Below are 26,620 nucleotides of genomic sequence, written 5' to 3' on the forward strand. Positions count from 1 at the left end.
CTATATAAACCTAAAACCCTTGCCTGTCTATCTGTTAGTGCAACAGATAGACAGGCAAGGGGTGTTTATGTGTGAGTTGAATTGGGTGCTACTTGTCCCTCTTCACTACGCTTATTTCTCTTTACTTTCAACAATCAATGTAACTGGGCCATCATTTGTAAATGAAACATCCATCATTGCGCCAAAAGAGCCCGTTTCTACTTTTAATCCTTTTCGCGATAGTTCTTCATTAAAATAATCATAGATGCCATTTGCATAGTCGGGCTTAGCCGCACCCATAAAATTTGGTCTTCTTCCTTTTCGGCAGTCTCCATACAATGTAAACTGCGAAACTGACAACACTTCTCCCTCAATATCGAGTAAAGATAAATTCATCTTTTGGGACTCATCTTCAAAGATACGCAAATTAGCAATTTTATCAGCGACATATGCAGCATCTTCTTTTGTATCGCTATGTGTCACACCAACAAGAAGCATGACACCCTTTTTAATTTCACCTACTGTTTTCTCTTCAACTGTTACTTTGGCGTCTTTCGCTCGTTGCACAACTACTCGCATGATAAAACCCTTTCTATTGCATAATTCTTCGAACAGAATAGATATCTCGTATTTGTTTAATACGTTCAACTACTTTATGAAGGTGGTTAATATTATGAATGGAAATAGACATATGAATCGTTGCCATCTTATTACGATCTGAACGTCCTGAAACAGCTGAAATATTTGTTTTCGTTTCATTCACAGCTTGTAATACTTCGTTTAGTAGTCCTCGACGATCAAACCCTGAAATTTCAATTTCAACATTAAATTCTTTTCCAGAATTAATATCGGTTTCCCATTCAACTGTTATTAAGCGACTTTCAGCTTCATCTGTGTGTACATTTGTACAATCTGCACGGTGAACAGACACACCTCGGCCTTTTGTGATAAAACCAACAATTTCATCACCAGGTACAGGATTACAACACTTTGATAGACGAATGAGCATGTTATCTACACCTTGAACAACTACACCAGAATCACGACGCTTACTCGGTGCCATACGCTTTGGTTCACGTGTAATCTCTTGAAGCGTCACTTCTTGTTGCTCTTGATCGCGCTTTTTGCGCCATTTTTCTGTCAATCGATTTGCTACTTGTGCCGCTGTAATTCCGTTATACCCAACTGCTGCATACATATCATCTTCATGTGAGAAATTAAATTTCTCGGCTACACGTTTAATATTGTCAGCCACTAATACTTCTTTTAAATCAAATTCCATATTACGAATTTCTTTTTCAACAAGCTCTCGCCCTTTTTCAATGTTTTCTTCACGTCGTTGCTTTTTGAAAAATTGACGAATTTTATTTCGAGCTTGTGAGGTTTGAGCAAGCTTTAACCAATCTTGACTCGGACCGTACGAATGCTTAGATGTTAAAATCTCGATGATATCACCTGTTTTTAACCGATAATCGAGTGTTACCATCTTCCCATTCACTTTCGCCCCAATGGTTTTATTGCCAATCTCTGAATGGATACGGTACGAGAAGTCAATCGGAACTGAACCGGCAGGCAGTTCAATCACATCACCTTTTGGTGTGAAAATATATACCATGTCAGAAAACAAATCAAATTTAAGAGATTCCATGAATTCTTCTGCATTTGTTGATTCATTTTGAAACTCTAAAATCTCCCTAAACCATGTTAATTTTTCTTCAAATGAAGCTTGTTCATTTGCTACTTTTCCTTCTTTATAAGCCCAGTGTGCCGCAATCCCATACTCCGCAATTTGATGCATCTCCACTGTACGAATTTGTACTTCTAACGGATCACCTTTAGGTCCTATGACAGTCGTATGAAGAGATTGATACATGTTTGGTTTAGGCATGGCAATATAATCTTTAAATCGCCCAGGCATCGGCTTCCAACATGTGTGAATAATCCCTAGAACTGCATAGCAATCCTTAATACTACTCACGATAATACGAACAGCTAACAAATCATAAATTTCATTAAATTGTTTGTTTTGCAAGGCCATTTTTCGATAAATAGAATAGATATGTTTCGGACGACCCGAAATTTCTGCTTTTATCGATACCTCGTTCACTTTATCTCGAACTTCGTTAATGACTCCATCTAAATACTGCTCGCGTTCCGCTCTTTTCTTTTTCATCAAGTTAACAATGCGATAGTATTGTTGTGGATTCAAATAACGTAACGATGTATCTTCAAGCTCCCATTTTATTTTTGAAATCCCTAAGCGATGAGCTAAAGGCGCAAAAATTTCCAATGTTTCATTTGAAATACGACGCTGTTTTTCTTGCGGTAAATGCTTGAGCGTTCTCATATTATGAAGACGATCAGCAAGTTTAATTAAAATAACACGCATGTCTTGTGCCATTGCAACAAACATTTTTCGATGATTCTCAGCTTGCTGTTCTTCTTTTGATTTATACTTAATCTTTCCTAACTTTGTTACACCGTCTACTAACATGGCGACTTCATCATTAAATGCTGCTTTTATATCTTCAAGTGAGACATCTGTATCTTCTACAACATCATGTAAAAAGCCAGCAGCAATTGTTTCTGGATCCATATCTAAATCAACTAGAATTCCAGCTACTTGAATCGGATGAATAATATACGGTTCACCTGACTTACGATATTGTTCACTATGTGCTTCTTTTGCAAAATCATACGCACGTTGGATGAATTCAATATCTTCTCCTACCAAATATCTTCTTGCATTATCAACGACTTGTTCCGCTGTTAACACTTGCTCATTTGCCATGAAATCACCTTTTATTAACTAGCATTTTATAAATCCATATTGTAACCATTATCGTGAAAATCTTCAAGGATGTAAAGTATTTCAACAGAAAATTCCCAATCATTCTTTTATAACTACTCGCACCTTCTACTCCAATGACCCTTAAGAAGCGATTTCTCCAAAAACAGACCTAACCAAAATCATCTCCTCGAAATGAGCCTATAATAAAAGAGTACCTTCTTCTAGGTACTCTTTATCAAAACACTCGAGAATCAAACGTTTTTAATATTTCATTAATGTAAATACATCGTAACCATCTAACTTATCGCGACCGTCTAAGTATGTTAACTCAATTAAGAAAGCAGTTCCTACTACAATACCACCAAGTTGTTCAACCAGCTTAATTGTCGCTTCAATTGTACCACCTGTCGCTAAAAGGTCATCTGTAATTAGAACACGTTGTCCAGGCTTGATTGCATCTTTATGAATGGTTAATACGTCTTTTCCGTACTCTAAACCATAATCAACTTTAATCACTTCACGAGGTAATTTACCTTCTTTACGTACAGGTGCAAAGCCAATTCCTAGTGAATAAGCTACTGGGCATCCTACGATAAATCCACGCGCCTCTGGACCAACAACAACATCAATTTGCTTTTCTTGTGCATATTTTACAATTTCGTCTGTTGCTGCTTTGTATGCATCACCATTGTCCATTAACGTTGTGATGTCTTTAAACTTAATTCCTGGTTTTGGCCAATCAGGTACAATTGTTATATATTGCTTAAAATCCATTAGTTTGTTGCCTCCTCATTCGATAAAGCACAGTCTTGCATCATATTAAATTGTTCTTTAAGCTGCGCATATGAAGTATAAATAAATTTCTTCTCTATTTCAATTTGCTCTTGTTTTTTGCGATAAGTCGCAGATTCTATTAAATCACGTTTTTCACTATTTTTCACTAGCGAAATCAGACCATTTTCTATTGTAACAAATTCTAATTCAAAAAACACCTGTGACATGAAATCTATTGTATCTTTTGACCAGCCACGATGAATGGCTAACTCTTCTCTATAACGACTTAAGTCAAACGGGCTCTTTTTAGTCAAGAATGCGTAATACCATTTAAAATGATCTCGTGTTGGAATGGTATCAAAATAATGGTTCTCCATTGTGAGGAATAACGCATAAACACGGTTGGGCATTCCTTGCTTAAACAAGTTCTCAATGATAGAAAATGATGGAGGAATGTCTAAAAACACAACACTTTCGCCTTTCCCTTCAAACGTAGCCGCTTGTTCATCGTTTTCAATCAAGATAGTTTGTTTATCGATTAATATGTCTTGATAAGCATCAAGTGTCATTGCATTAAACACGACAACCTTCATTTCATTTGTCTCAGGTTGAGTAAAAAACTTTTTTACATCTCTCATGCTACGATAATCAAATAATTGCCATTCTCGAACAGCAACGTCTTCAATCATGAGCTGAGGTTTACGCATATTATTCCATTCATTAATCGTTAGTTCTCCAACAAACGATACTTTTGAAACAGGAGATATTTTCTCGTATACGTGGCCCCAACCAAAACCTACTGCATCAACCGATAATCCCTTGTCTTCAAATACAACTTTCAAATGATTTTGATCGGCTCCAATTTTACGAATCGATGATAAATGAACATTCTCCACTAACACTTTTGGCTTTGGATTACTCATTCCAAAAGGTGCAAGAGTATACAGTTGTTTAATGTTATCAATGGTAATATCTTTAATGTCACATACGGTATCAATTGAAGTGATTGGGATAAAATCTTCGTCTGTCAGTACTTCACTTGCTTGTTTATTTAAGCGCTCTCGTAAGTCTTCAACATCTTCAATACAAAGCGTCATCCCTGCGGCCATTGGATGTCCTCCAAAATGCGGTAAGATGTCGCGACAGTGTGATAAATTCGCAAATAAATCAAAGCCTTCAATACTTCGAGCCGACCCTTTTGCCGTCCCTTTTTCACGATCAATACTTAACACAATGGTTGGGCGATAAAAACGATCGACTAAACGCGAAGCAACAATTCCAACCACACCTGCATTCCACTCTTCACCTGTAATGACTAACACAGCGTTTTTCTCAGGTGGATATTGTTCTTCAACGACTTTAATCGCTTCTTCTGTCATCTCATTTACTAGTTGTTGACGCTCTTTATTTAAGCTATCAATTTCCCTCGCCAGCATGTTTGCTTCTTCTTCATTCATAGTCATGAGTAAATCCACAGCTGGATCTGCATCTTGTAAGCGTCCTACCGCATTAATTCGTGGACCAATCGCAAAGCCAATTGTGTCTTCATTTATATCTTCTGGTTTTACGCTACACACTTTTAAAAGCGCCTTAATCCCTGGACGATTTGAACGTTTTAAATACGTTAATCCCTTACTAGCAATTAAGCGATTTTCTCCTACAAGAGGAACCAAATCTGCAATTGTCCCAATCACCGCGAATTCAAGTAAATTCTCAGGTACCTCTCCTAATAAAGCATGAGCTAACTTAAACGCTACCCCTACTCCTGCTAATTCTTGAAATGGGTATGTACTACCTGGCTTTTTCGGATGGATAATTGCATATGCTGGTGGTAAAACTGGACCTGGTTCGTGGTGGTCGGTAATAATAAGATCAAACCCTAACGACTGAGCTAATTCGGCTTCATGAACAGCTGAAATCCCTGTATCTACAGTGATGACTAATGTATATCCTTCGTCGCTAATAAAGCGAAATGCATCTTCATTCGGGCCATATCCTTCTGTAAAACGATTTGGAATATAAAAATCTACTTGTGCTCCTACAGACCTTAACGCAGAAAGCATAACAGACGTACTACTTACTCCGTCCGCATCGTAATCGCCATATATCATAATCTTTTCACCATTGTTAATTGCTTCATGAATACGCTGTACGGCTTTATCCATATCACCTAACAAAAACGGATCGTGAAAAGTTTGCTGTTCTACATATAAAAACTGTTTCGCTGACTCAACAGTTTCAATTCCTCTATTTAGTAATAACGAAGCAATTAGAGGTGTAATTTCAAGTTCTTCTACAAATTCATTTACTCGTTCAAAATTTGTTTGTTGAACCCTCCAACGTTTTTTCGATTGTAACATTCTTCTCACCCCTTAACTCAACTAATTATACTAGAGTGATTGTGAAGAATCTAGCTTTACACGCTAACGATTCGGTTTGAAGTTAAGAGATTATGTTCCATTTAAACGATAAAACCAACACTACACATTCATGTCAATTCGCTTTTGGAGAACTCTCTCCACTTACATATGTTTATCACCTTGAACATAAGGCATTTCTCATCTATCTTTAATTTAGAAAACCTCTCTCATCCATCCACTGTTTCATACTGGATTTAGAAAAGAAAGGCTTTATTATTTCACTTATTGGCTATTTTCCACTCATTCCCTTAGTAGAACTACTATCTTCTGAATAAGGATTAATGTGAATTAACACATCTTGAATATTTGGTTCTCCCATTAAAAGCTTCTTTACTTCTTTTCCAATGGCATGACCTTCTTCTACCGTAATCATAGGATCAACGGAAATTTTCAAATCAATAATTACGTAAGGTCCATGCTCTCGTGCGTGTAGAGAATCTAACTTCTTCACGCCATCAACCGACACAACAAGTTCTCTTAAATGATCGGTATCTTCGTCATGTAACACATGATCTAACGTATTGTGAATAGATTCTGCTCCTAATTGCCAAGCCATCTTTAAGACAAGAAAAGCAACAAATACCCCTGCAACAGGGTCTGCATAAACAAGCCAATCGACTCCAATATACCCTCCTAAAATAGAAGCGCCAATCCCAATTAAGGCTGCAATTGACGAGAAAACATCAGATCGATGCTCGTAGGCATTGATAATGACTGCGTCACTCTTAATTTCTTTTCCGAGCTTATATTTATAACGAAACATCCACTCTTTTACAATGATTGAAAAAAGGGTAGCATAAATGGCAATCATCTTAGGCGATTCAATCGGTTCAAAAAAAGATTTGACTGAAGAAGTAAAAATTTCAACACCTACGATAAATAATAAAACAGCAATAATAATTGCAGCAACTGATTCTGCTTTTCCATGTCCATAAGGATGGTCTTCATCGGGTGGCTGCTTTGCCACTTTCACCCCTACATAAACAGCAATTGAGCCAGCTACGTCTGAAGCAGAATGAACAGCATCTGCAATGAGAGCTTTACTATTTGCTTGTACACCTATCACATATTTGATTATAGCTAAAATGATATTTCCGACAATTCCTATCATTGCGGCAAACTTCGCTTTTTTAAAGCGTTCTTCTTTACCTAAAACTTCCAATACCTCACACCCTTTTCAACGAATTACCTTTGACAATATATAGAATACCCGACTTTTCTTCATGTCATGAAAAGGATTCAACAACGATTACAACAAGATGGTTGAATCAACGTAAACAAAAAAAAGAACGTCCACATAAATTCATACTATGAATGAATTTATCGGACGTTCCATTTTACTAGAGTTATTTCGAAAATGAGAAAAGTAACGATGATTAGTTACGACTCATTTTTAATATGTTCTTGCTTACGGCTCTAAGTCTTCTTCTACTTCAGCAGGCTTTAATCGTTTGCGTGTTAATTGCTTGTTTTTCCAACCAAGCCATAGTTGTGACGCAATGAATAATGACGAGTATGTTCCGGCAATTAATCCAATTAATAGCGCAACAGAGAAGTTAGTAATTGACTCACTACCAAAAATGAGTAGTGCTACGACTGTAATTACAACCGTTATAATTGTGTTTAATGAACGTGTAAATGTTTCACGTAAGCTTCGGTTCACAACAAACACTAAATCATCAAACGTTTTCGCTTTAAACTTCTGCATATTTTCACGAATCCGGTCAAATGTCACAATGGTGTCATTGATAGAGTACCCGACAATGGTTAGAACTGCAGCAATAAACGTTAAATCCACCTCTAGTCGTGTCAGACTAAAGAATGCGACGATAAAGAATGCATCATGCAATAGCGCAATGACAGCTGCTAATGCCATATAAAATTCAAATCGGATTGTTACGTAAATAATAATACCAATTGAGGAAATTAACACCGCAATTAACGCATTTTGCGCAAGCTCTTTCCCTACAGTTGGAGATACCGTACTTACATTCGCTTCTGTACCATATTTTTCATTGAAATGATTTTTTACAGTTGCAATTTCTTCTTTTGTTAATACCCCAAGAAAGCGAGCCACACCAATCTCATTGTTGTTACCTGATAAAATGACATCTTTAGGCTCTAAATCTAGTGCCACTAACTCTTTTGTTACTTCCTCTTGTGTTAATGGCTGATCCGCTAAAATTTCAACACGTGTACCACTCGCAAAATCAATTCCTAAATTCAACTTTAAAGTGAGCAATAAAATAATTCCGACAGCGGTCATCGCACCTGAGAAGATGAAGAACTTTTTGCGATGCTTTACAAAATCAACTTTATCCCATCTTGTCGGTAATATGACGTTTCCATCATCTTTTCCTAAGTCTTGAATTTCAGATGGTTTAACCCCAAAGAAGTGAGGTTTTTTATTAAAGATTCGGCTATTTACCCATAATCCAAGCAATAACCTTGTACCATATACAGCTGTAATAAAACTTGCAAGGATACTGATAATAAGCATGGTTGCAAATCCTTTTACAGAACTTGTCCCATATACAAATAGCACACCTGCAGCTAAGATCGTTGTAATATTGGCGTCTAAAATGGTTGAAAGTGAGTTTCGATTACCTGCTCTAAACGCAGAAATCACTGAGCGGCCAGTTTTCAATTCATCTTTAATGCGCTCATATGTAATAATGTTTGCATCAACTGCCATCCCGACTCCAAGGATTAACGCTGCAATACCTGGTAATGTTAAGACAGCATTCATCCAATTAAACACAACTAAAATTAAATAAATATAAAAGCTCAGAGTAATAACCGCAATAATTCCTGAGAAGCGGTAGTAGAATAGCATAAAAGCAAAGACAACTGCTACCCCAACTAGACCTGCAAATACGGTTTTATCCATCGCTTGTTCACCAAATTTAGCCCCTACTGAAGTCGAATATTTCTCTTCTAGTTCAACAGGTAATGCCCCTGCATTTAATAGGTCAGCTAATTGCGTCGCACTCTGAACCGTGAAGTTACCACCTGTAATTGATACATCTGTTTGGTTAAATACTTGATTAACTGTTGCTGCTGATAAGTATTTAGGGTTTTCTTTACCAGCTTCTTTTTGATAAGAGTCGACCCCTTCTTCAAAATCAAGCCAGATGACCATTAAGTTCTGACCTGGTCCCATGTTCAGCACTTTTTCTGTTACTTGCTTGAACTTTTCAGCACTTTTTAGCTTTAACGCTACACTCGGTTGATTATTTTCATCAAACGATTGCTTTGCACCGTTTTGAGCTAAGTCAGAACCATCCATTAATACATTATCATTTACATCTCGAAATGTTAAATTGGCTTCTGTCGATAAAATTTCGCGCGCTTTGTTTTGATCTGTTACTCCAGCTAGCTGAACACGAATTCGATCTTTACCTTCAATTTGAATATTAGGCTCACTTACGCCCAATACGTTAACACGCTGATCTAAAGCACGTACTGTACTCTTTAAAATCGCTTCATTCACTTTTCCATCTTTCGGTTTGACTTCATATAAAACTTCAAAGCCACCCTGAAGGTCAAGTCCTAATTTAATGTCTTTTGTAATACCAGTGATCGTTGTTCCGATTGTACTAAAGATAAGTAGTACTAAGAGGAAAAAAGCAACGATACGTCCTCTTTTAACCATGTGTGAGAGTTCCTCCTTCTGTATGTAAGAAAACAACGTGTTGATAACCCAAAATATGTGTAATTAATGTAAAAATTCCAGCAACATTCCTATTATCTTTCATAACAGAACCGCTGTCAAATAACGTTTTTGTAAACTTATTTGAATAAATCAGAAAAATCTTCTTGATTATTTAATTCTTCTAGCCTACTACCTTTGTAAGACTGAATGGTAATATAGTTCATGATGTCCATTACTTTCACTGTAAGAATGTCATTTACCATATGATGCAAAGGTAACTCTTCTTTTACTTTTTTCCATTTCTTCTTTTGAAGGTAATCCCACAGGTTTTCTTCTCTTACTTCTCCATATCCAAGTAAGTGAAATTCCTCTATCTTACTTTTAACAACGAGCTCTACTTGTTCTTTACGTTCACTAATTATAGTATCATTCATCTCTGTCACCTTCCTTTTCAAAAATATTCAGTCAACTAACTTTCTATAAAATGTAATACTTGTCATGCTTGACCATCTCACATGCATATATTTCATTGTATAAAATTATATTTCGTTTGAGAAGGCAGTGAAGACAAATGTCTAAATTTCTAAAAGGTACACTTATTTTAATTCTAGCAGGTTTAATCACCCGCGTTCTCGGCTTTATCAATCGTATTGTTGTCGCTAGACTGATTGGAGATGAGGGAGTCGGCCTTTATATGATGGCTGTACCTACACTTGTCCTTGTGATTACAATGACTCAAATTGGGTTACCAGTTGCCATTTCAAAACTTGTAGCTGAAGCAGAAGCACTTGGAGATAGACGAAAAATCAAGAAAATCCTCGTTGTTTCACTTAGCATTACTTCCGTTTTAAGTGTTATTTTTACAATTAGTTTAGTTGCCCTAGCTCCATTAATTTCACAAACACTTTTTACAGATGAACGCACGTACTATCCGCTCATCGCCATTACACCTGTCATACCAATTATCGCCATTTCTTCTGTCATTCGTGGTTACTTCCATGGGCGTCAGCAAATGAAGCCGTCTGCTTATTCACAAGTGATTGAGCAAGTCGTTCGTATTACATTAGTGGCCGTTTGCACAAAAGCGTTCTTACCTTATGGGATTGAATATGCAGCTGCAGGTGCTATGTTATCGGCTGTACTCGGAGAGCTTGCCTCTCTTATTTACATGTTAGTGATTTTTAAAGCGAAGAAAAAAGTCACCATTCGGAAAAAGTTTTGGACTTCCCTTCAATCGGGGAAAGATACGCTACATGACTTAATGAGGATCGCCATTCCAACAACAGGAAGTCGAATGATTGGATCTGTTTCTTGGTTTTTAGAACCAATTGTTGTTGCACAAAGTTTAGCAATTGCCGGTGTTGCGACGACATTAGCAACCAAACAATACGGGGAACTAGCAGGATTTGCCCTTCCCCTCTTAATGCTTCCATCCTTCATTACAGTGTCTCTTTCTACTTCGTTAGTTCCAGCCATTAGTGAAGCGTTGGCGCAAAATAAAATGCGCCAAATCGAATATCGTCTCCACCAAGCATTACGACTTTCTTTCGTAACAGGAGGACTATCTGTTGTCATTCTTTACGTATTTGCTGATTCTGTCATGGCATTAATGTACGGAACAAGTAATGCCGCAATTTTCGTAAAAGTGATGGCTCCATTCTTCCTCTTCTACTATTTTCAAGGACCATTACAAGCGGTGCTACAAGCTCTTGACTTAGCAAAAGCTGCCATGACAAATAGCTTGGTTGGAGCTGTTGTGAAAACAACGCTTATCTTCTTGTTAGCGACTCGGCCGTCTTTTGGTATTATGGGAGCCGCATTAGCTATCGTTGTTGGAATGATGCTTGTGACGCTGTTGCATTTAGGAACGGTCATGAAAAAGATCTCTTATACCATTCATGTAATGGATTATGTAAAAAGCTTTGTCGTCATGATTTTATCTGGTGTTGTTGGACATTACGCTTACTTGTACTTGTTCCATTCTCTTGACCTAGGTATAAAAACTATTCTTTCTATCGTTGTTACTTCTCTTACGTACCTATTGTTTTTATTTGCATTTAAACTCGTAACCAAACAAGAGCTTCAACGAGTTAATATTTTTCGTTTTTTTAAAAAATAACGACACTAATAACCCCCATGCCTTTTCTCTATCGTTTTGACCTGATAGAAGGCACATGGGGGTTTTGTATGACATAAGTTACTTTCATTTATTTATCATATAAATCAACGTACAACGTACCATTGTTGTAGCTACAGTACGAAATTTGACCAATGTCATCATACCCTAACTTTCTTAATTCAGAACTGAGCCACCTTTTCGTTCTATTTTCTTGTTTAAGGTGTTCTTCTTGAATGACTCCATCAATAATGAATGGTAAATTTAAACTTTCTTTCTGTGTTTCGCTATCATTATTACTTTTTTGAAACACTGAGAGTTTGCCTGATGATTCTAAGATGGCGAACTCAACGTCAGCCATGTTTTTCACGTCTTTTTCGCGTAACTGTACAAGCAAATCATTAAAATTGTAACGTTGTTTCCGCATCTCTTTTTCATTAATTTTACCGTTTTCAATAATAACACTAGGCTGACCATCAATTAAATTACGAATTCGATTACTTTTTAACGACCAAAAAGCAAGACCAATTTGAATGACAGTTAAGGTAACCATCGGCACCACTGTATGCATAAACGGATCATTCGTATCTTCAATCGCCATAACTGCCATCTCTGCAATCATGATAAATACCACTAAATCTAAAATACTTAATTCACCAATTTCTCTTTTGCCCATCACTCTAAAAATAATCACAATAATAATATATAAAAGAATCGTCCTTAAAACCATCATTAAAAGATCCATTTACATACAACCTCCACGTCCACATACTCAACGTTTAGTCTGCTCCATTGCTAGAAAAACATGACGTATTTTTGTATGTCTATTTTTAATACAAGCCGAATATGCTCGTACTAAGCACCTATCTATGCAAAGGGGGAGAGCAACATGGAAGCAAAAAGACTAAGTAGTGCCATTTTTTTTGGTGTTGCTACCGTGTTTGTTATTGCGTTTATCGTTAGTTTGATTTTCTCACTTATTCTTAAATTCACTGGCTTACAAGAAAGTTCTGTAAAGTGGATGATTATGTTGTTATCATTTATTGCTCTGTTTATTGGTGGATTTATGTCAGGAGGAAAAGGCGGCTCAAAAGGATGGCTAGTTGGAGGAGCAACAGGAATGTGTTACATCTTCACTGTTTTTTTACTTCAATTTCTAGGATATAGCCAAATGTTTTCATCAACACAACTTTTGTTTCATTTAGGGTTCCTAGCTGTCGCCATGTTAGGCGGGATTATTGGGGTTAATTTATCAGGACATAAAGAAGCATAATCGTTGTTTACAAATAAAACCCACTGTTGCTCAATCCATTTTACTGGATCATAGCGAACAGTGGGTTTTTATATGATGAAGCTGGCTTATCAGCACTGACAAATCAAGCCTATTGCCTATGTGTTCTTTTTAACACAACTTCACCTTATCACTTATAGGGATTCTTTTACTTCACGAATCGCTGCACGATCAAATGTTAATTTAGAACCATCTGGACTTTTAATGATCACTTGGCTTTCATCTAAAGCTTCTACTGTTCCGTGCATACCACCAATTGTTACTACTCGATCCCCTTTTTTTAGATCAGACTGCATTTGTTGTACAGCTTTCTGACGTTTTTGTTGTGGACGAATTAGTAAGAAATAAAAGATGGCGAACATTAAAAGTAATGGCCATATAGCATTTAAAATTTCCACAATGTATCCTCCTCATTTTTATTTATCTCAACAGGTACTTATTTCATCTCTTTATTGAAAAAATCCTGTATTGACCTAGAAGTTTTTCGCGTTTTCTTGATTAAATCCGTATTTTTCAAAGAATTCGTCGCGGAAATCACCAAGACGATCTTCACGAATTGCCTCACGCACTTGTTCCATTAAGTTTAACAGAAAATAAAGGTTGTGATAAGAAGTTAAACGAAGACCGAATGTTTCATTACAACGAATTAAATGACGAATGTATGCACGTGAATAATTTTGACACGTATAACAATCACAATTCGGATCTAATGGACCAAAGTCTTCTGCGTATTTTGCATTTTTAACGACTAAGCGTCCTTCACTTGTCATCAATGTTCCATTACGAGCAATACGTGTTGGTAATACGCAATCAAACATATCAATTCCACGGATCGCACCATCAATTAATGAATCAGGTGATCCCACACCCATTAAATAACGAGGCTTATTTGTTGGTAAGTATGGTGTTGTGAAATCTAACACACGATTCATCACATCTTTTGGCTCTCCAACTGACAGACCACCTACAGCATAGCCTGGGAAGTCCATTGAAATCAAGTCAGAAGCACTTTGACGACGTAAGTCTTCATATTCTCCACCTTGTACAATCCCAAATAAACCTTGATCTTCTGGACGGTTATGTGCTTTTAAGCATCGCTCTGCCCAACGGCTTGTTCGTTCTACTGAACGTTTCATATAATCGTACTCTGCTGGATATGGTGGGCACTCATCAAATGCCATCATAATATCAGAGCCTAATGCATTTTGAATGTCCATCGCTTTTTCAGGAGATAAGAATAACTTGTCTCCATTTAAATGATTGCGAAAATGAACACCCTCTTCTTCAATGCGACGGAAATCGCTCAGACTAAATACTTGGAAACCACCTGAATCTGTTAAGATTGGACGATCCCAATTCATGAATTTATGAAGGCCGCCTGCTTTTTGCACAATTTCGTGCCCTGGACGTAACCATAAATGATACGTGTTACTCAAAATAATACCGGCGCCCATTGCTTTTAAATCTTCTGGAGACATCGTTTTAACCGTTGCTAATGTTCCAACCGGCATAAAAATAGGCGTTTCAAATGATCCATGAGGCGTATGGACAATCCCAAGACGCGCTCCTGTTTGTTTACAAGTTTTAATTAATTCATAACGAATTGCAGTCATTCACTCTTTTCCTTTCTCGTACCCTAAATAATTAACATTGCGTCACCGAAGCTAAAGAAACGATATCTTTCTTCAACAGCTGTGTTATACGCATGAAGTACATGTTCTCTGCCTGCTAACGCACTAACAAGCATAATCAGTGTAGATTTTGGCAAATGGAAATTTGTAATCATTCCATCAATTGCTTTAAACTCATAACCTGGGAAAATAAAAATACTAGTCCATCCAGAAGCAGCAACAAATTTCCCATCATTTTCCGAAGCAATCGTTTCAAGTGTGCGCGTAGATGTCGTTCCAACTGACACGATACGTCCTCCGTTTTCACGAACTTCATTTAACAGTTGCGCTGTTCCTTCACTAACTTGATAAAATTCTGCATGCATATCATGTTCATCAATATTATCCACACTTACCGGTCGGAACGTTCCTAATCCGACGTGTAATGTAAGAAACGCAATATGAACACCTTTATTCTTTAACTCTTCTAAAATTTCTTCTGTAAAGTGTAAACCTGCTGTTGGCGCAGCCGCTGAACCTTGTTCGCGCGCAAAGACAGTTTGATAACGTTCACGGTCATCTAAACGTTCTTTAATGTATGGAGGTAACGGCATTTCCCCCAATGAATCTAGTACCTCATAAAAGATACCATCATATGTGAATTCAAGCAATCTTCCACCTTGATCACTCGTTTCCACACACGTTGCCTTTAAGCGTCCGTCTCCAAACGAAATAACAGTTCCTTCTTTTACACGTTTAGCTGGTTTGATAAGCGTCTCCCACGTATCACCTTCCATTTGCTTTAAAAGAAGGACTTCAATGTTTGCTCCTGTATCTTCTTTCGTTCCAAATAAACGAGCAGGCAATACCCTTGTATTGTTTAATACAAGGCAGTCTCCTTCTTTTAAATAAGAAAGCACATCGTGAAATGAACGATGTTCGATGTCACCTGTTTTCTTGTTCAATACCATTAACCTAGAAGCATCTCGTTGCTCAAGAGGTGTTTGAGCAATAAGTTCTTCTGGTAAATGAAAATCAAATAAATCTACTTTCATCTGTTTCACCTGTTTCTATAATCTGTTTTTGCAAGCTGAATCAAACGGGTCGTTTTTTGCCTCTTTCGAATCAGCCTCTTTCTATTTAAATCGTCCAATGACAAAGAAAATAAGAGAAAGAATAATACTTACCACAATGGATGTGACAATCGGAAAATAAACGGTCGTGTTTCCTTTTTTAAATAGAATATCACCTGGCAGCTTCCCAATGAATTGTAAAAAGAACCCGACAACCAAAAGAAGAGCTCCCATAATCATAATCATTTTAGGAAGATCTGTCACCGTTTTGGCACCTCCATTTGAAAATGTTCGTAAACAGCATGGGTTACCATTCTACCTCTTGGTGTTCGTTGTAAAAAGCCAATCTGCAGGAGATAGGGTTCATACACATCTTCAATGGTATGTGATTCTTCACCGATTGTCGCAGCAATGGTGTCGAGCCCAACTGGTCCACCCCTGAACTTTTCAATAATCCCTCTTAATAATTTATGGTCAATATGATCAAGGCCTAAACGGTCAACTTGTAACATTTCAAGAGATTGACTTGCTAGTGCTTCTGTAATCTTTCCATCCCCTTTTACTTGGGCAAAATCGCGCACACGACGAAGCAAGCGATTGGCAATACGAGGCGTTCCTCTTGCTCTTCTCGCAAGCTCAAATGTTGCTTTTTTATCAATCTCTACATCAAGAATATGAGCTGTTCGCTCCACAATCGAGGCTAAATCTTGTTCTTCATAGTACTCTAAACGACTTAACACACCAAAGCGGTCACGAAGTGGTGACGACAATAAGCCTGCACGTGTGGTGGCACCAACAAGTGTAAATGGCGGAAGATCTAGTCGAACCGACCTTGCACTCGGCCCTTTACCAATCACAATATCGAGGCAAAAATCTTCCATCGCGGGGTAAAGTACTTCTTCAACTGAACGGTTTAAACGATGAATTTCATCAATGAATAACACATCTCCAGGTTCTAAACTCGTTAAGATGGCTGCTAAATCGCCTGGACGTTCAATTGCAGGTCCTGATGTGGTTCGTAATTGTACACCCATTTCATTGGCAATAATACTAGCAAGCGTTGTTTTCCCTAAGCCCGGTGGCCCGTAGAGAAGTACATGATCTAACGTTTCGCTGCGTAACTTTGCCGCTTTTATGAAAATATCTAAATGAGACTTTACTTTATGTTGTCCAATGTACTGATTAAGCATCTGAGGACGTAGACTTTGTTCTAACATCTCTTCCTCATGCAAAGCATCTCCCGTTACAATACGATCGTCCATCATACCCCTCCCTTTCGATTACTTTAATAAACGTTTCAACGCTTCTTTAATATACTGATCAGTTGTTAATGATTGACTCATCAATGCTGGAACAACTTTATTAATTTCTCTCTCTGCATAACCGAGTACTTTTAGTGCTTCAATGGCTTCATCTAACGAGGCTGAACTTTGCGATTTTACTTCTTGCTCATCCATATCTGCAAATAGAGATGGTATCGCATCTGGTACAATATCATGTAACTTTCCTTTTAAGTCAAGAATCATTTGACGAGCGGTTTTCTTCCCTACACCAGGAAACTTCACTAGGAACTTTTCATCTTCTTCTTCAATGGCTTGCACAACTTGTGAAGGGTTTCCTGATGCTAATATGGCTAATGCACCTTTAGGCCCTATTCCTGAGACACTAATGAGCTTCATAAATAACTCTTTTTGCTCTCTTGAAGCGAACCCATATAAAGCAATTAAATCTTCACGTACATATTGATACGTGTAAATGGTCTTCACTTCATGATTCACTGTAAATATGTATGGATTAGGTGTGAAGATTTGATACCCAATCTCTTGGTTTTCAACTACTACATATTCAGGATTGATGTACGTAATACACCCTTTTATATAATCAAACAACTAGCTCGCTCCCTTTATTTACAACTTACGATTCATAACGCTGACTATCATTTTAACATATCCATAAATAAAACGGCTACTCTATAAAGAGTGGCCGTTTTCCTGTCTCAAACATTTTATAAAAATTAATTAATGATACATATTCATCTTTTGATCGTACTTTTATCCCGCTCTTCAATTGCTGGTGGTGATAACTTTCGAGTCGGTCTATATCAAGCTGAAAAAAAGATTGAATTACTTTTGGCGGTTGTTTTGGTTTACCTTCATAAATGGATAAAATACCGTCTACTGAGATGCCCACATATCCGTTTGTTTTTAAAAGAGGTGAAATGTCATCAACACTGGTTCGAAACACAAGCTCTGATTCAGTTTCCTTCAGCAATCGCCAATCACTGTAATGTTGATCAATCTCGCTCCGAGTCATCGTTACATTTTCAATGATTTCTTGACTGACAACACCATCCACATAAACCCTCTCTAAATAAAGTGTCGTTGGGTGACTAGTATTGGCGTGTACGAGTTGAGCGGAAGTTAGGGAACTGCCCATTACGATCATACTTAGTAGTACTACTTGATGAATGAGCTGTTTCATTCACCTTCACCTCACAAATAAAGAATTAAAAACATCTAAGAAAAGTACCGTCATTCATAGTTTCACCTTTTTTAGAAGTTTTATCCTCTTTCTCTTCCTTCTAAAGAGATCTTCCTATCGATAGAGGTGGTTCTTTCTACTTTATTACACAGTGACTTAAGAAACTAATTTAAAACTATTCCCTTGTAAATATGTAAAGGAGGTTTACATGCAGAACCCCTTGCCAATTTTGGATTTTGTTGGCAAAGGGTGTTGTCGTTGATTTGAAACCGAAAACTTTTTTGCTCCTTTTAGCTCGTTCTCTTCTTTATCTTAACGATCTTTGCTATTTACGTTTTCATCGATGGATTCAAATAAGCTATTTACGTTTGTACGCATTAACCCTTTTTCCCCACCATGACGTAAATCATTATCGATATTACGTACACTATTATACATGCCGTTATCCACTTCTACTTGAACATCGTATTTATCTGTTAATGGCTGAATTTGTTGCGCTACACTTTTTTCTAATTCTTCCTCGCTCATGCCTGTGTTACTCGGATTGACCGCGACTAACATACGATTTCCATCCACAACCGTACGGCAGTTTTTGACGCCTTCCATGCCTTCAACACGACTTGCAACTTTTTCAGTTAAATCTCCAGGGTACCCTTCATAATATGAAGTTTTCGCTAATGAACGTGTTGAATTTAAATGACCATGGTAATTACGATCATTCTCCCCAAGTCTCGCATTGCTTTTATCGATGCCTTCTGTTTGCTGACTATAAGGTTGTCCATATCCATATGTTCCAGTCGGCCCATCGTATCTACCGTCATTGACGTTTGTTGTACGCATACGACGAGTCGTTCCATGTCGATCATCGTCTCCATCCATTACCTCTGTTAATGGACCTTCACCGTTATCTAACATACGAGCATTTCCTTGTTCTTCACGCTCAGTTGAATAATACCCGATTGGTTGTGTACGATTGTCGTAACGTTGCTCTTCCATTCCTGTTTCTGTTTGATTGTTACATGCGGCTAGTCCCATTACACAAGCAAAAGTTAAAGATGACACGATATACTTATTCAACGCTAATCCCCCCAATATCCCTTTTAAGCATCCTTCACCACGAATGCTCTTTTTTAGAGTCTTATAAAGGAGGCAAGATTATGCTGTTAGTTAGAGGGAACATTGGAAATTAATCAGCTACAATATGTTTTACAGTTCATTCAAAATAGACTTAGCTAAATGCTCTCGATCGTATAAATCCTTTGTTGTAAACGCTTGTAACCTGTATAGCCTCTCCATCGTCACACCATCTATTAGTAATCGATTCCATTCTCTTACAACATGAGACGGAAAAAGAAGGGCCGATAAAAAAAAGCGATTTTGAAAAAGATAACAAAGAGACGGATGAGATGATAAGCGCTTGAGCGAACAATTGATATAAACTAAATAACGTTGTGCTAACTGAATATAATCGTATATCACCGGCGCATACGATGCTAAATCAAAATCAATCATCATGATTTGTTGATCGTTCACTCTTAAAAAGTTATGAGAAGCCACATCTCCATGTATAACAGCTTGACCTAACTCGTCTTCCTCTTTCTCATACTTTTTCAAATAATTGAGAGCTTGTTCACTCCAGCTAATAATGCTCATGATTTGTGATGTACTCATATACATTTGCAACATTGGAAAATTGGTTTGAAACACTTTTAAACGTTGCGACCATTGCTGAATCAATGAATACGTATCAAAAGAAAAACGGTTGTCCTCACTCACTTTCTTTGATACATCATGATAGTCATGTAACAACTCAATAGCATCCATTCGATCTTTCTTCTTTTTATATGTGAATTTCCGCTCGCATTGTACGTAAGGCTGTAGGGTCCAATACACTTGCTCATCTTCACAAACTAACTCTCCCGTGGGAAACCACTCATAATTGACGACATAATTAACCGAATGATCCATCATCTGATTTAAAAATTCATAAATTCTTTGTATCTTTTCTTGTCTTTTATAGCCTTTCAAAATTTTCAATCCACGATCCGTATCTAGCAGATAAACAGAATGTTTAATCATGTTCGTTTCGTTTACATATACCCCATTCTTTTGACAGAATAAGAAAAGACGATTTACAACGAAATCGTCTTTTCCACCTTTATGATTAATCTTCATCATCTTCGTAGTTCGGCATACCAAACAGATTTTGTTCATTATTGGCAGGCACTCCATAAGGTGAAAATGGTGGAACTACACCATATGGGGCGGGATGAGCCGGGACACCGTAAGCCGGAAAGCGGTACGACATTTGTTGATAGCCTGGCATACTACCATATCCTGAATCCCCACACCCACAGTCTCCTTGCTGTTGCGGCATCGGTTGATAAGGGTTAAACATTGGTTGTTGCCCCATTTGCATATACTCATCACTTTCCTCATTCATCATCGCTCCTTGAACTTGAGGATGCATGTGTGGCATATACATAGGCGCTGGCTGATAGCCCATAAATGGTGGTGGGCATGGCGAACATTGCGTTGGTCCATAAGGGACACAACCAGGTGGCCATCCTAAGGTCATCGGTTGTTGCATCATTGGCATATAACCTTCTTGCATCCCCATCACTTGACCCATTTCTCCAGGAGACTCCATCATTCCTTCGAATTGAGGTTGCATCATTGGTGCTTGCATTTGTGGAATCACCGCTTGCTGTGGATGCCACATTGGTGGGCATGGGTAACATGGCATAAAATGATAACCACAGCCCGGCATCACAGGTGTCACAGGTGTCATTGGATAACAAGGTTGTTGCGGTATCACAGGAGGTGGCATTTCAATGCTCTCTACCTCTGGTGATTCTTCTTTCTTCGGCTCTTCTTTTGGCTTTTCTTTCGGCTTTTCTTTTTTCGGTGGAATTTGCATATTAAGTGTATAGTAATTGTTAATGTCCACTTCTGGTGTCATTGGTTGTAACTTTGGTAACTTTGGCAACGCAATTGGCGCTTCTTTTTTAGGCATTTCTTTTTTCGGTTGTTCTTTTACCGGCATTTCCTTTTTAGGCTGTTCTTTTACCGGCATTTCTTTTTTAGGCTGTTCTTTTACCGGCATTTCTTTTTTAGGCATCTCTTTTGCTGGCGCAACTTGGTTGTCAATTTCAGTGACAGGATATGATTTTGTTGATTGATTTCCATATGGGTGATCTGCCTTTGGCATCTCTTTTACACCCATGACCCCCGGTGATTCTTTCTTAACAGCTACCCCACTTGTTGGCACTTTAATTTTCATCCCAGGCATAATCATATCTGGATTGCTTAATTGTGAATTCATTTTTTTAAGTTCTTCAAAGTTAACCCCATATTTTTGGGCAATTTTCCAAAGGGTATCCCCTTTTTGAACGATATGGATTTTCAAAACTTTTCCCCTCCCGAGTAGAGTCTTTACTATTTATAATTGCAGGAACAAAGTCGCTTCTATTTCTTCATCACAACATATGCTTGGAAAAAATCTTTTATGCATAAATCAATGACAAGTTCCCCCTCATGTCTTGTTATGTACCTACCTAAAGCCTCTACTGGGAAGAAAAAAAGCTGAGGTAAAAGGAATCAATATCCCCATTCAACTCAGCTTGTCACACGGTTTGATTATCTTTGCTAACGTTCTCACTCTCTTCATTTTACTTCTAACATCTTATTTAATGCCTTTAATGCACCGATTGCTATGTCTTGCGATACTCGAATCGTATTAATAGGATTTCCTTCTACAATCGAATCTAATGCCCATAATAGATGCGGCAAATCGATTCGGTTCATCGTGAGACATGGACACATAAACGGATTTAAAGACACGATTTCTTTATTTGGATATTGACTAATGATTCGTTTCACTAAATTCATTTCTGTTCCAATCGCCCACTTTGATCCTGCTGGAGCATTTGCAATTGTTTCAATGATGTATTTAGTTGAACCTGCATAGTCAGATAAAGCTACGACTTCTCGTGTACACTCTGGATGCACAATAATATTCATATCAGGCGCTGTTTTTCTAATCTCCTGAACATTATGCACGGTAAAATTCTCATGAACTGAGCAATGACCTTTCCATAAAATAACCTTTACATCTTCTAATTGTCCATCAAACAACAGTTCATTTTGAATAGGATCCCAGATTGCCATATGCTCTAATGGTATGCCTAGATCAAATGCTGTATTACGTCCTAAGTGTTGATCGGGTAAAAACACGATTCGCTCTTTTTGTGTAAATGCCCACTTTACAATAGAAGCTGCATTAGATGATGTAACAGTTGCTCCACCATGCTCACCAACAAATGCTTTAATTGCCGCTGTGGAGTTTACATACGTTAACGGAATCATTGTATCTCCAAATAAATCTGTGAGATGGTCCCAAGCTCTCTCTGTTTGCTCAATGTTTGCCATATCAGCCATTGAACAACCTGCTCTCATATCTGGTAAAATGACTGTTTGTGAAGGTGAAGCTAAAATGTTGGCTGTTTCTGCCATAAAATGCACTCCGCAAAATACAATGAACTCAGCTTCACGGTTTGTTGACGCAATTTGTGCTAATTGTAGAGAATCTCCAACTGCATCGGCGAATTGATACACTTCGTCTTTTTGATAATGGTGGCCGAGGATAAAAAGACGCTTACCTAATTGATTTTTAATGCCTCGAACACGTTGTTCCATCTCTTCAATTGACATTTCTTTGTACGCTGACGGAAGTGTTGCACCTTCTAATGCACTTAGTAAACTCATATCAATTGCTCCTTTCTTGTTTGTACAACATCTAAGCTAATATCTAATGATTGAACAGAATGTGTAAGCGCACCTAATGATAAATAGTGAACACCTGTTTCTTTATATAAATGTAAGTTATCAAGTGTAAGATTCCCTGATGCCTCGGTGGTCATATGAGATGGAACCAGCGATAACCATTCTTTAATGATATCCGGTGAACAATTATCAAACATAATGACATCTACATTAGCTTCAACTGCTTCAATAAGTTGTTCTTTCGTTTCAATTTCAACTTCTATCTTCACCATATGGCCAATTTTTTCTCGTACTTGTTTAACTGCTTCACTTACTGACCCCGCAAAAGCAATATGGTTATCTTTTAACATGACACCATCATACAGACCATAACGGTGATTAAAACCTCCTCCACATTGAACCGCGTGCTTTTCAAACATTCTTAATCCAGGTGTTGTCTTTCTTGTATCACAAACTCGGGAGCTACTACCTTCTAACACCTTAACAGCACGGTTTGTCAAAGTTGCCACCCCACTCATGCGTTGAATCAAATTAAGAACAACTCGTTCTGAAGATAAAATAGCTGAGATCGAACCTTCGATGATAGCAATTTCTTCGCCTTTTCGAACGCCCTCACCGTCTTGTTTTAAGAGATTGACATGTATCTGTTCATCTAAAAGAGTAAAACCTTCTCTTATCACATCTTCCCCTACAAAGATGCCGTTTTCTTTTGCAATTACACGTACTTCCCCTTCATCTTTACTCGAGAATAGCGCATTGCTCGTTACATCTCTTTCCCCAATATCTTCAATTAAAAATTGCTGAAGCAGTTGACGTACTCTTAAACGATTCATGTTTACCTCCCCATTACTGAATTAAATTGGTGTTGTTCTTTTTCTCGTAGTTGCTTCATTATTCGCTTTTGTCCCCATTGCTCATTATGCTGAAATGGATAATCAGATCGAAAATGCGCACCTCTGCTCTCTTTACGTTCGAGGGCTGATTGTGCCACTAACTTTCCAACTGTTAACATATTAATTAAGTTGAGCTGCTCGTTTGTGTAACCCAATAGACTGGTTGATGCATGAGCTAATGACTCTTCAAATTGATAGATGAGCTGCTTTAACGTATCTTCCGTGCGAATGATTCCTGCATGGGTCATCATCTGATGCCGAACTGCAAATTTAGACGGTAAGTAAACCGAATCAGTTGCATGACGTTCACTTCGATATCGAATCGGCTTTATTTTAACGTGTTCTTGTTTATTTAAAATCGTTTCTGCCACTAATTGACCGAAGACAATGCATTCTAGCAAGGAGTTACTTGCAAGACGATTCGCACCGTGCACTCCTGAACACGCTACTTCACCCACTGCATATAACCGAGGAATTGTTGTTTCACCATGTTCATTCACTTTTATGCCACCCATCAAAAAGTGAGCGCCTGGTACAACTGGAATACGCTTCGTTTTTAAATCAACGTGAGCTTTTTCACAAAGTGAGGTAATCGTTGGAAACCTCTTCTCAAAATGCTGAATATCATCAATTGCTAAAGAAATCTGCTCTCCTTGTTGCATACGTTCGAATATAAAGCGAGCAACAACATCACGCGGAGCTAAATCTTTTAGGGGGTGCACACCTTCCATAATGGCTTCGTTTCTTTCATTGACAAGAATCGCACCCTCGCCTCTGACCGCTTCTGACACAAGACCACCTGATCGATGATGACTGTGTAATAACGTTGGATGAAATTGAATAAATTCTAGATCTATTAATGCAGCACCAGCCCTGTAAGCCATCGCTAATCCATCCCCTGTTGCAACTGCACTATTTGATGTGTAGCTATATAAATGTCCGCATCCACCTGTAGCTAAAATGACATGTTGAGCGTAAAAAGGCAGAACACGCCCTTTTTGGTCTCTACTTACTACTCCAATACAGCAGCCGTTATCAATGATTAAATCTTGGACTGTTTGATGTTCAATAATATGTACGTCTTGTACGATTAACTGTTGCAAAAAGTGCATGAACTCTCTTCCTGTTGCATCGCCACCTGCATGAAGTATTCGGCGCTTCCGATGTGCTCCTTCTTGCCCTAGCATTAATTCACCCGACTGGTGTCGATCAAATGACATACCTCTATCCATTAACTGTTTAATAAATAAAGGGCCAAGTTGCACAAGTTTTTTAGCGATGAATTCATTACAATGAGAACTCCCAGCTTCGATTGTATCTCTTAAATGATGAAGCCAATGATCATCTTCACTCATCGCAACAGCTACGCCGCCTTGAGCAAGCACCGAATTGCTATCACTCTTTTCCCCTTTTGTAAGAATCATGACTTTTTTATGTTTACAAAGGGAATACGCTGCAATGAGAGCGGATAGACCACTTCCAACAATAATGACATCTACTTCGCGCATATATACACCTCTTAATTTACATGTGTCTTGACACCTATATTTACATATTATTTAATTAAACACAAGATGTTTTTATTTATTTTTAAAGGATGGTGATGAAAATGATTTATTTAGATTACGCCGCTACTACACCGATGTGTAAAGAAGCACTTGATGTTTATCAAAAAGTAGCCACGCTTTATTATGGCAATACAAATAGTCTTCATGATTATGGAACGGAAGCAGCACAACTACTAGAGTTATGTAAAGAAAAAGTAGCCGGCTGGCTCAATGGAGAGACTGAATGTGTTTATTTTACAAGTGGTGGCACGGAGTCAAATTATGTAGCTGTGCAGTCCCTTTTACATGGAAGTATACATAAAGGGAAACATATCGTAACAACAAAGCTCGAACATTCTTCTTTACTTAATCTATGGACTCATCTCGAGCAAGAAGGATATTCGATTACTTATTTACCTACAGATTCATATGGTCTTGTGTCAATCCACGAATTAGAACGCGCAATTCGTCAAGACACTGTCCTTGTTGCGATTCAGCACGTGAATCATGAAATTGGAACGATACAACCAATCAAAGCAATTGGTCACTTGCTAAAAGAGAAGGGTGTCCTCTTTCATTGTGATTGTGTTCAATCATTTGGAAAACTTCCAATTGACGTAAAAGCAGCAAATATTAGCAGTCTTTCCATCTCGAGTCATAAGCTGTATGGTCCAAAAGGTGTTGGTGTCCTTTATCTAAATCCATATACAAATTGGAAATCCGTTTATCACTCGAAATCGACTACTCAATCATTGCGTCCTGGTACGGTAAATATGCCTGGTATCGCTGCGTTTGTTACAGCCACTGAACAAGTAATGAAAAAAATGACTGAAGAACATGAACGTTATCAACATCTATTTTCTTATCTAAATCAGTGTTTACATGGACTGACGGACTTTGTTCATGTTGAAGGGTACCATTCGCATCATTTGCCGAGCATTGTAGGGTTAACATTTGCAAGCGTGCAAGGTCAATATGTTATGTTACAATGTAATCGTTACGGGTTAGCCGTTTCAACGGGAAGCGCTTGTCAAGTTGGACAACAATCCCCTTCCTCTACTCTTCTTTCAATCGGAAAGACAACAGAAGAAGCAAAGAGGTTTGTACGTATTTCTTTCGGAAAAGAAACGACTGATTATCATATTGATCAGTTTGTCATGACATTGAAAAAACTTTATCACGAATTTTCGTATGTGAAATGATAG

24 protein-coding genes are annotated in these 26,620 nt (G+C 37.9%); 3 read left to right on the forward strand and 21 right to left on the reverse strand.

Features of this window, described 5'->3' with window-relative positions:
• Positions 1 to 111: 111 nt before the first annotated feature.
• The 7 genes from dtd to DIS06_RS01425 all read right to left on the reverse strand — a co-directional run bounded on the left by dtd (position 112) and on the right by DIS06_RS01425 (position 10,053).
• Positions 112 to 558 (reverse strand): D-aminoacyl-tRNA deacylase, encoded by a 447-nt coding sequence (dtd, locus tag DIS06_RS01395; RefSeq protein WP_110111452.1) that lies wholly within the window; start codon positions 556 to 558, stop codon positions 112 to 114.
• Positions 559 to 571: 13 nt separating this feature from the next.
• On the reverse strand, positions 572 to 2,770 hold the full coding sequence (locus DIS06_RS01400; protein WP_110111453.1) for a RelA/SpoT family protein: 2,199 nt from the start codon (positions 2,768 to 2,770) through the stop codon (positions 572 to 574).
• Positions 2,771 to 3,031: 261 nt separating this feature from the next.
• On the reverse strand, positions 3,032 to 3,544 hold the full coding sequence (locus DIS06_RS01405; protein ID WP_110111454.1) for an adenine phosphoribosyltransferase: 513 nt from the start codon (positions 3,542 to 3,544) through the stop codon (positions 3,032 to 3,034).
• Positions 3,544 to 5,904 carry a single-stranded-DNA-specific exonuclease RecJ gene (gene recJ, locus DIS06_RS01410; protein WP_110111455.1) on the reverse strand — a complete coding sequence of 787 codons (2,361 nt, stop codon included), beginning with the start codon at positions 5,902 to 5,904 and terminating at the stop codon, positions 3,544 to 3,546. The genes DIS06_RS01405 and recJ overlap by 1 nt, the downstream gene beginning before the upstream one ends.
• Before the next feature lie 289 nt (positions 5,905 to 6,193).
• The gene (locus DIS06_RS01415; RefSeq protein WP_110111570.1) at positions 6,194 to 7,075 is read right to left on the reverse strand and encodes a cation diffusion facilitator family transporter; all 882 of its coding nucleotides are present in this window, start codon (positions 7,073 to 7,075) and stop codon (positions 6,194 to 6,196) included.
• 297 nt (positions 7,076 to 7,372) lie between these two features.
• Entirely contained in the window at positions 7,373 to 9,619 is a 2,247-nt protein-coding gene (secDF, locus tag DIS06_RS01420; protein ID WP_110111456.1) for a protein translocase subunit SecDF, read from the reverse strand.
• Between the two features lie 137 nt (positions 9,620 to 9,756).
• Positions 9,757 to 10,053, reverse strand: a complete 297-nt coding sequence (locus tag DIS06_RS01425) for a post-transcriptional regulator (RefSeq protein WP_110111457.1) — start codon at positions 10,051 to 10,053, stop codon at positions 9,757 to 9,759.
• Positions 10,054 to 10,190: 137 nt separating this feature from the next.
• On the opposite strand from DIS06_RS01425, the gene spoVB reads away from it, so the two are divergent.
• Positions 10,191 to 11,738 (forward strand): stage V sporulation protein B, encoded by a 1,548-nt coding sequence (gene spoVB / locus DIS06_RS01430; protein WP_110111458.1) that lies wholly within the window; start codon positions 10,191 to 10,193, stop codon positions 11,736 to 11,738.
• A gap of 88 nt (positions 11,739 to 11,826) precedes the next feature.
• Here spoVB and DIS06_RS01435 read toward each other — a convergent pair whose 3' ends face one another.
• A complete protein-coding gene (locus tag DIS06_RS01435) occupies positions 11,827 to 12,480 on the reverse strand; it encodes a DUF421 domain-containing protein (RefSeq protein WP_110111459.1) in 654 nt (217 codons plus the stop codon).
• Positions 12,481 to 12,624: 144 nt separating this feature from the next.
• Here DIS06_RS01435 and DIS06_RS01440 point away from each other — a divergent pair, with 144 nt between their 5' ends.
• The gene (locus DIS06_RS01440) at positions 12,625 to 13,008 is read left to right on the forward strand and encodes a TIGR04086 family membrane protein (protein ID WP_110111460.1); all 384 of its coding nucleotides are present in this window, start codon (positions 12,625 to 12,627) and stop codon (positions 13,006 to 13,008) included.
• A 152-nt stretch (positions 13,009 to 13,160) separates the two neighbouring features.
• Here DIS06_RS01440 and yajC read toward each other — a convergent pair whose 3' ends face one another.
• The 13 genes from yajC to nadB all read right to left on the reverse strand — a co-directional run bounded on the left by yajC (position 13,161) and on the right by nadB (position 25,376).
• A complete protein-coding gene (gene yajC, locus DIS06_RS01445; RefSeq protein ID WP_110111461.1) occupies positions 13,161 to 13,424 on the reverse strand; it encodes a preprotein translocase subunit YajC in 264 nt (87 codons plus the stop codon).
• Positions 13,425 to 13,499: 75 nt separating this feature from the next.
• Complete coding sequence (gene tgt / locus DIS06_RS01450) at positions 13,500 to 14,639, reverse strand: tRNA guanosine(34) transglycosylase Tgt (protein ID WP_110111462.1); 1,140 nt, start codon at positions 14,637 to 14,639, stop codon at positions 13,500 to 13,502.
• 23 nt (positions 14,640 to 14,662) lie between these two features.
• A complete protein-coding gene (gene queA, locus DIS06_RS01455; protein WP_110111463.1) occupies positions 14,663 to 15,691 on the reverse strand; it encodes a tRNA preQ1(34) S-adenosylmethionine ribosyltransferase-isomerase QueA in 1,029 nt (342 codons plus the stop codon).
• Between the two features lie 81 nt (positions 15,692 to 15,772).
• Complete coding sequence (locus DIS06_RS01460; RefSeq protein WP_204166733.1) at positions 15,773 to 15,973, reverse strand: DUF2905 domain-containing protein; 201 nt, start codon at positions 15,971 to 15,973, stop codon at positions 15,773 to 15,775.
• Positions 15,970 to 16,971 (reverse strand): Holliday junction branch migration DNA helicase RuvB, encoded by a 1,002-nt coding sequence (gene ruvB / locus DIS06_RS01465; RefSeq protein WP_110111464.1) that lies wholly within the window; start codon positions 16,969 to 16,971, stop codon positions 15,970 to 15,972. The genes DIS06_RS01460 and ruvB overlap by 4 nt, the downstream gene beginning before the upstream one ends.
• 18 nt (positions 16,972 to 16,989) lie before the next feature.
• Complete coding sequence (ruvA, locus tag DIS06_RS01470; protein WP_110111465.1) at positions 16,990 to 17,598, reverse strand: Holliday junction branch migration protein RuvA; 609 nt, start codon at positions 17,596 to 17,598, stop codon at positions 16,990 to 16,992.
• A 76-nt stretch (positions 17,599 to 17,674) separates the two neighbouring features.
• Positions 17,675 to 18,190 carry a BofC C-terminal domain-containing protein gene (locus tag DIS06_RS01475; protein WP_110111466.1) on the reverse strand — a complete coding sequence of 172 codons (516 nt, stop codon included), beginning with the start codon at positions 18,188 to 18,190 and terminating at the stop codon, positions 17,675 to 17,677.
• A 312-nt stretch (positions 18,191 to 18,502) separates the two neighbouring features.
• Positions 18,503 to 19,267: a YhcN/YlaJ family sporulation lipoprotein gene (locus DIS06_RS01480; RefSeq protein WP_110111467.1), complete on the reverse strand. Its 765-nt coding sequence runs from the start codon at positions 19,265 to 19,267 to the stop codon at positions 18,503 to 18,505.
• A gap of 129 nt (positions 19,268 to 19,396) precedes the next feature.
• Positions 19,397 to 20,365 (reverse strand): phosphotransferase, encoded by a 969-nt coding sequence (locus tag DIS06_RS01485; RefSeq protein WP_162595825.1) that lies wholly within the window; start codon positions 20,363 to 20,365, stop codon positions 19,397 to 19,399.
• A complete protein-coding gene (gene safA, locus DIS06_RS01490) occupies positions 20,355 to 21,599 on the reverse strand; it encodes a SafA/ExsA family spore coat assembly protein (RefSeq protein ID WP_110111469.1) in 1,245 nt (414 codons plus the stop codon). The genes DIS06_RS01485 and safA overlap by 11 nt, the downstream gene beginning before the upstream one ends.
• Positions 21,600 to 21,856: 257 nt before the next feature.
• Positions 21,857 to 22,957 (reverse strand): quinolinate synthase NadA, encoded by a 1,101-nt coding sequence (nadA, locus tag DIS06_RS01495; protein WP_110111470.1) that lies wholly within the window; start codon positions 22,955 to 22,957, stop codon positions 21,857 to 21,859.
• The gene (gene nadC, locus DIS06_RS01500) at positions 22,954 to 23,808 is read right to left on the reverse strand and encodes a carboxylating nicotinate-nucleotide diphosphorylase (RefSeq protein ID WP_110111471.1); all 855 of its coding nucleotides are present in this window, start codon (positions 23,806 to 23,808) and stop codon (positions 22,954 to 22,956) included. Before nadC ends, nadA begins: the two co-directional genes overlap by 4 nt.
• 2 nt (positions 23,809 to 23,810) lie before the next feature.
• Complete coding sequence (gene nadB, locus DIS06_RS01505; RefSeq protein WP_110111472.1) at positions 23,811 to 25,376, reverse strand: L-aspartate oxidase; 1,566 nt, start codon at positions 25,374 to 25,376, stop codon at positions 23,811 to 23,813.
• A gap of 101 nt (positions 25,377 to 25,477) precedes the next feature.
• On the opposite strand from nadB, the gene DIS06_RS01510 reads away from it, so the two are divergent.
• On the forward strand, positions 25,478 to 26,617 hold the full coding sequence (locus DIS06_RS01510; RefSeq protein WP_110111473.1) for an IscS subfamily cysteine desulfurase: 1,140 nt from the start codon (positions 25,478 to 25,480) through the stop codon (positions 26,615 to 26,617).
• Positions 26,618 to 26,620 lie beyond the last annotated feature (3 nt).

This window comes from Bacillus sp. CGMCC 1.16541, from assembly GCF_003184905.1.
Taxonomy (GTDB): Bacteria; Bacillota; Bacilli; order Bacillales; family Bacillaceae_H; genus Priestia.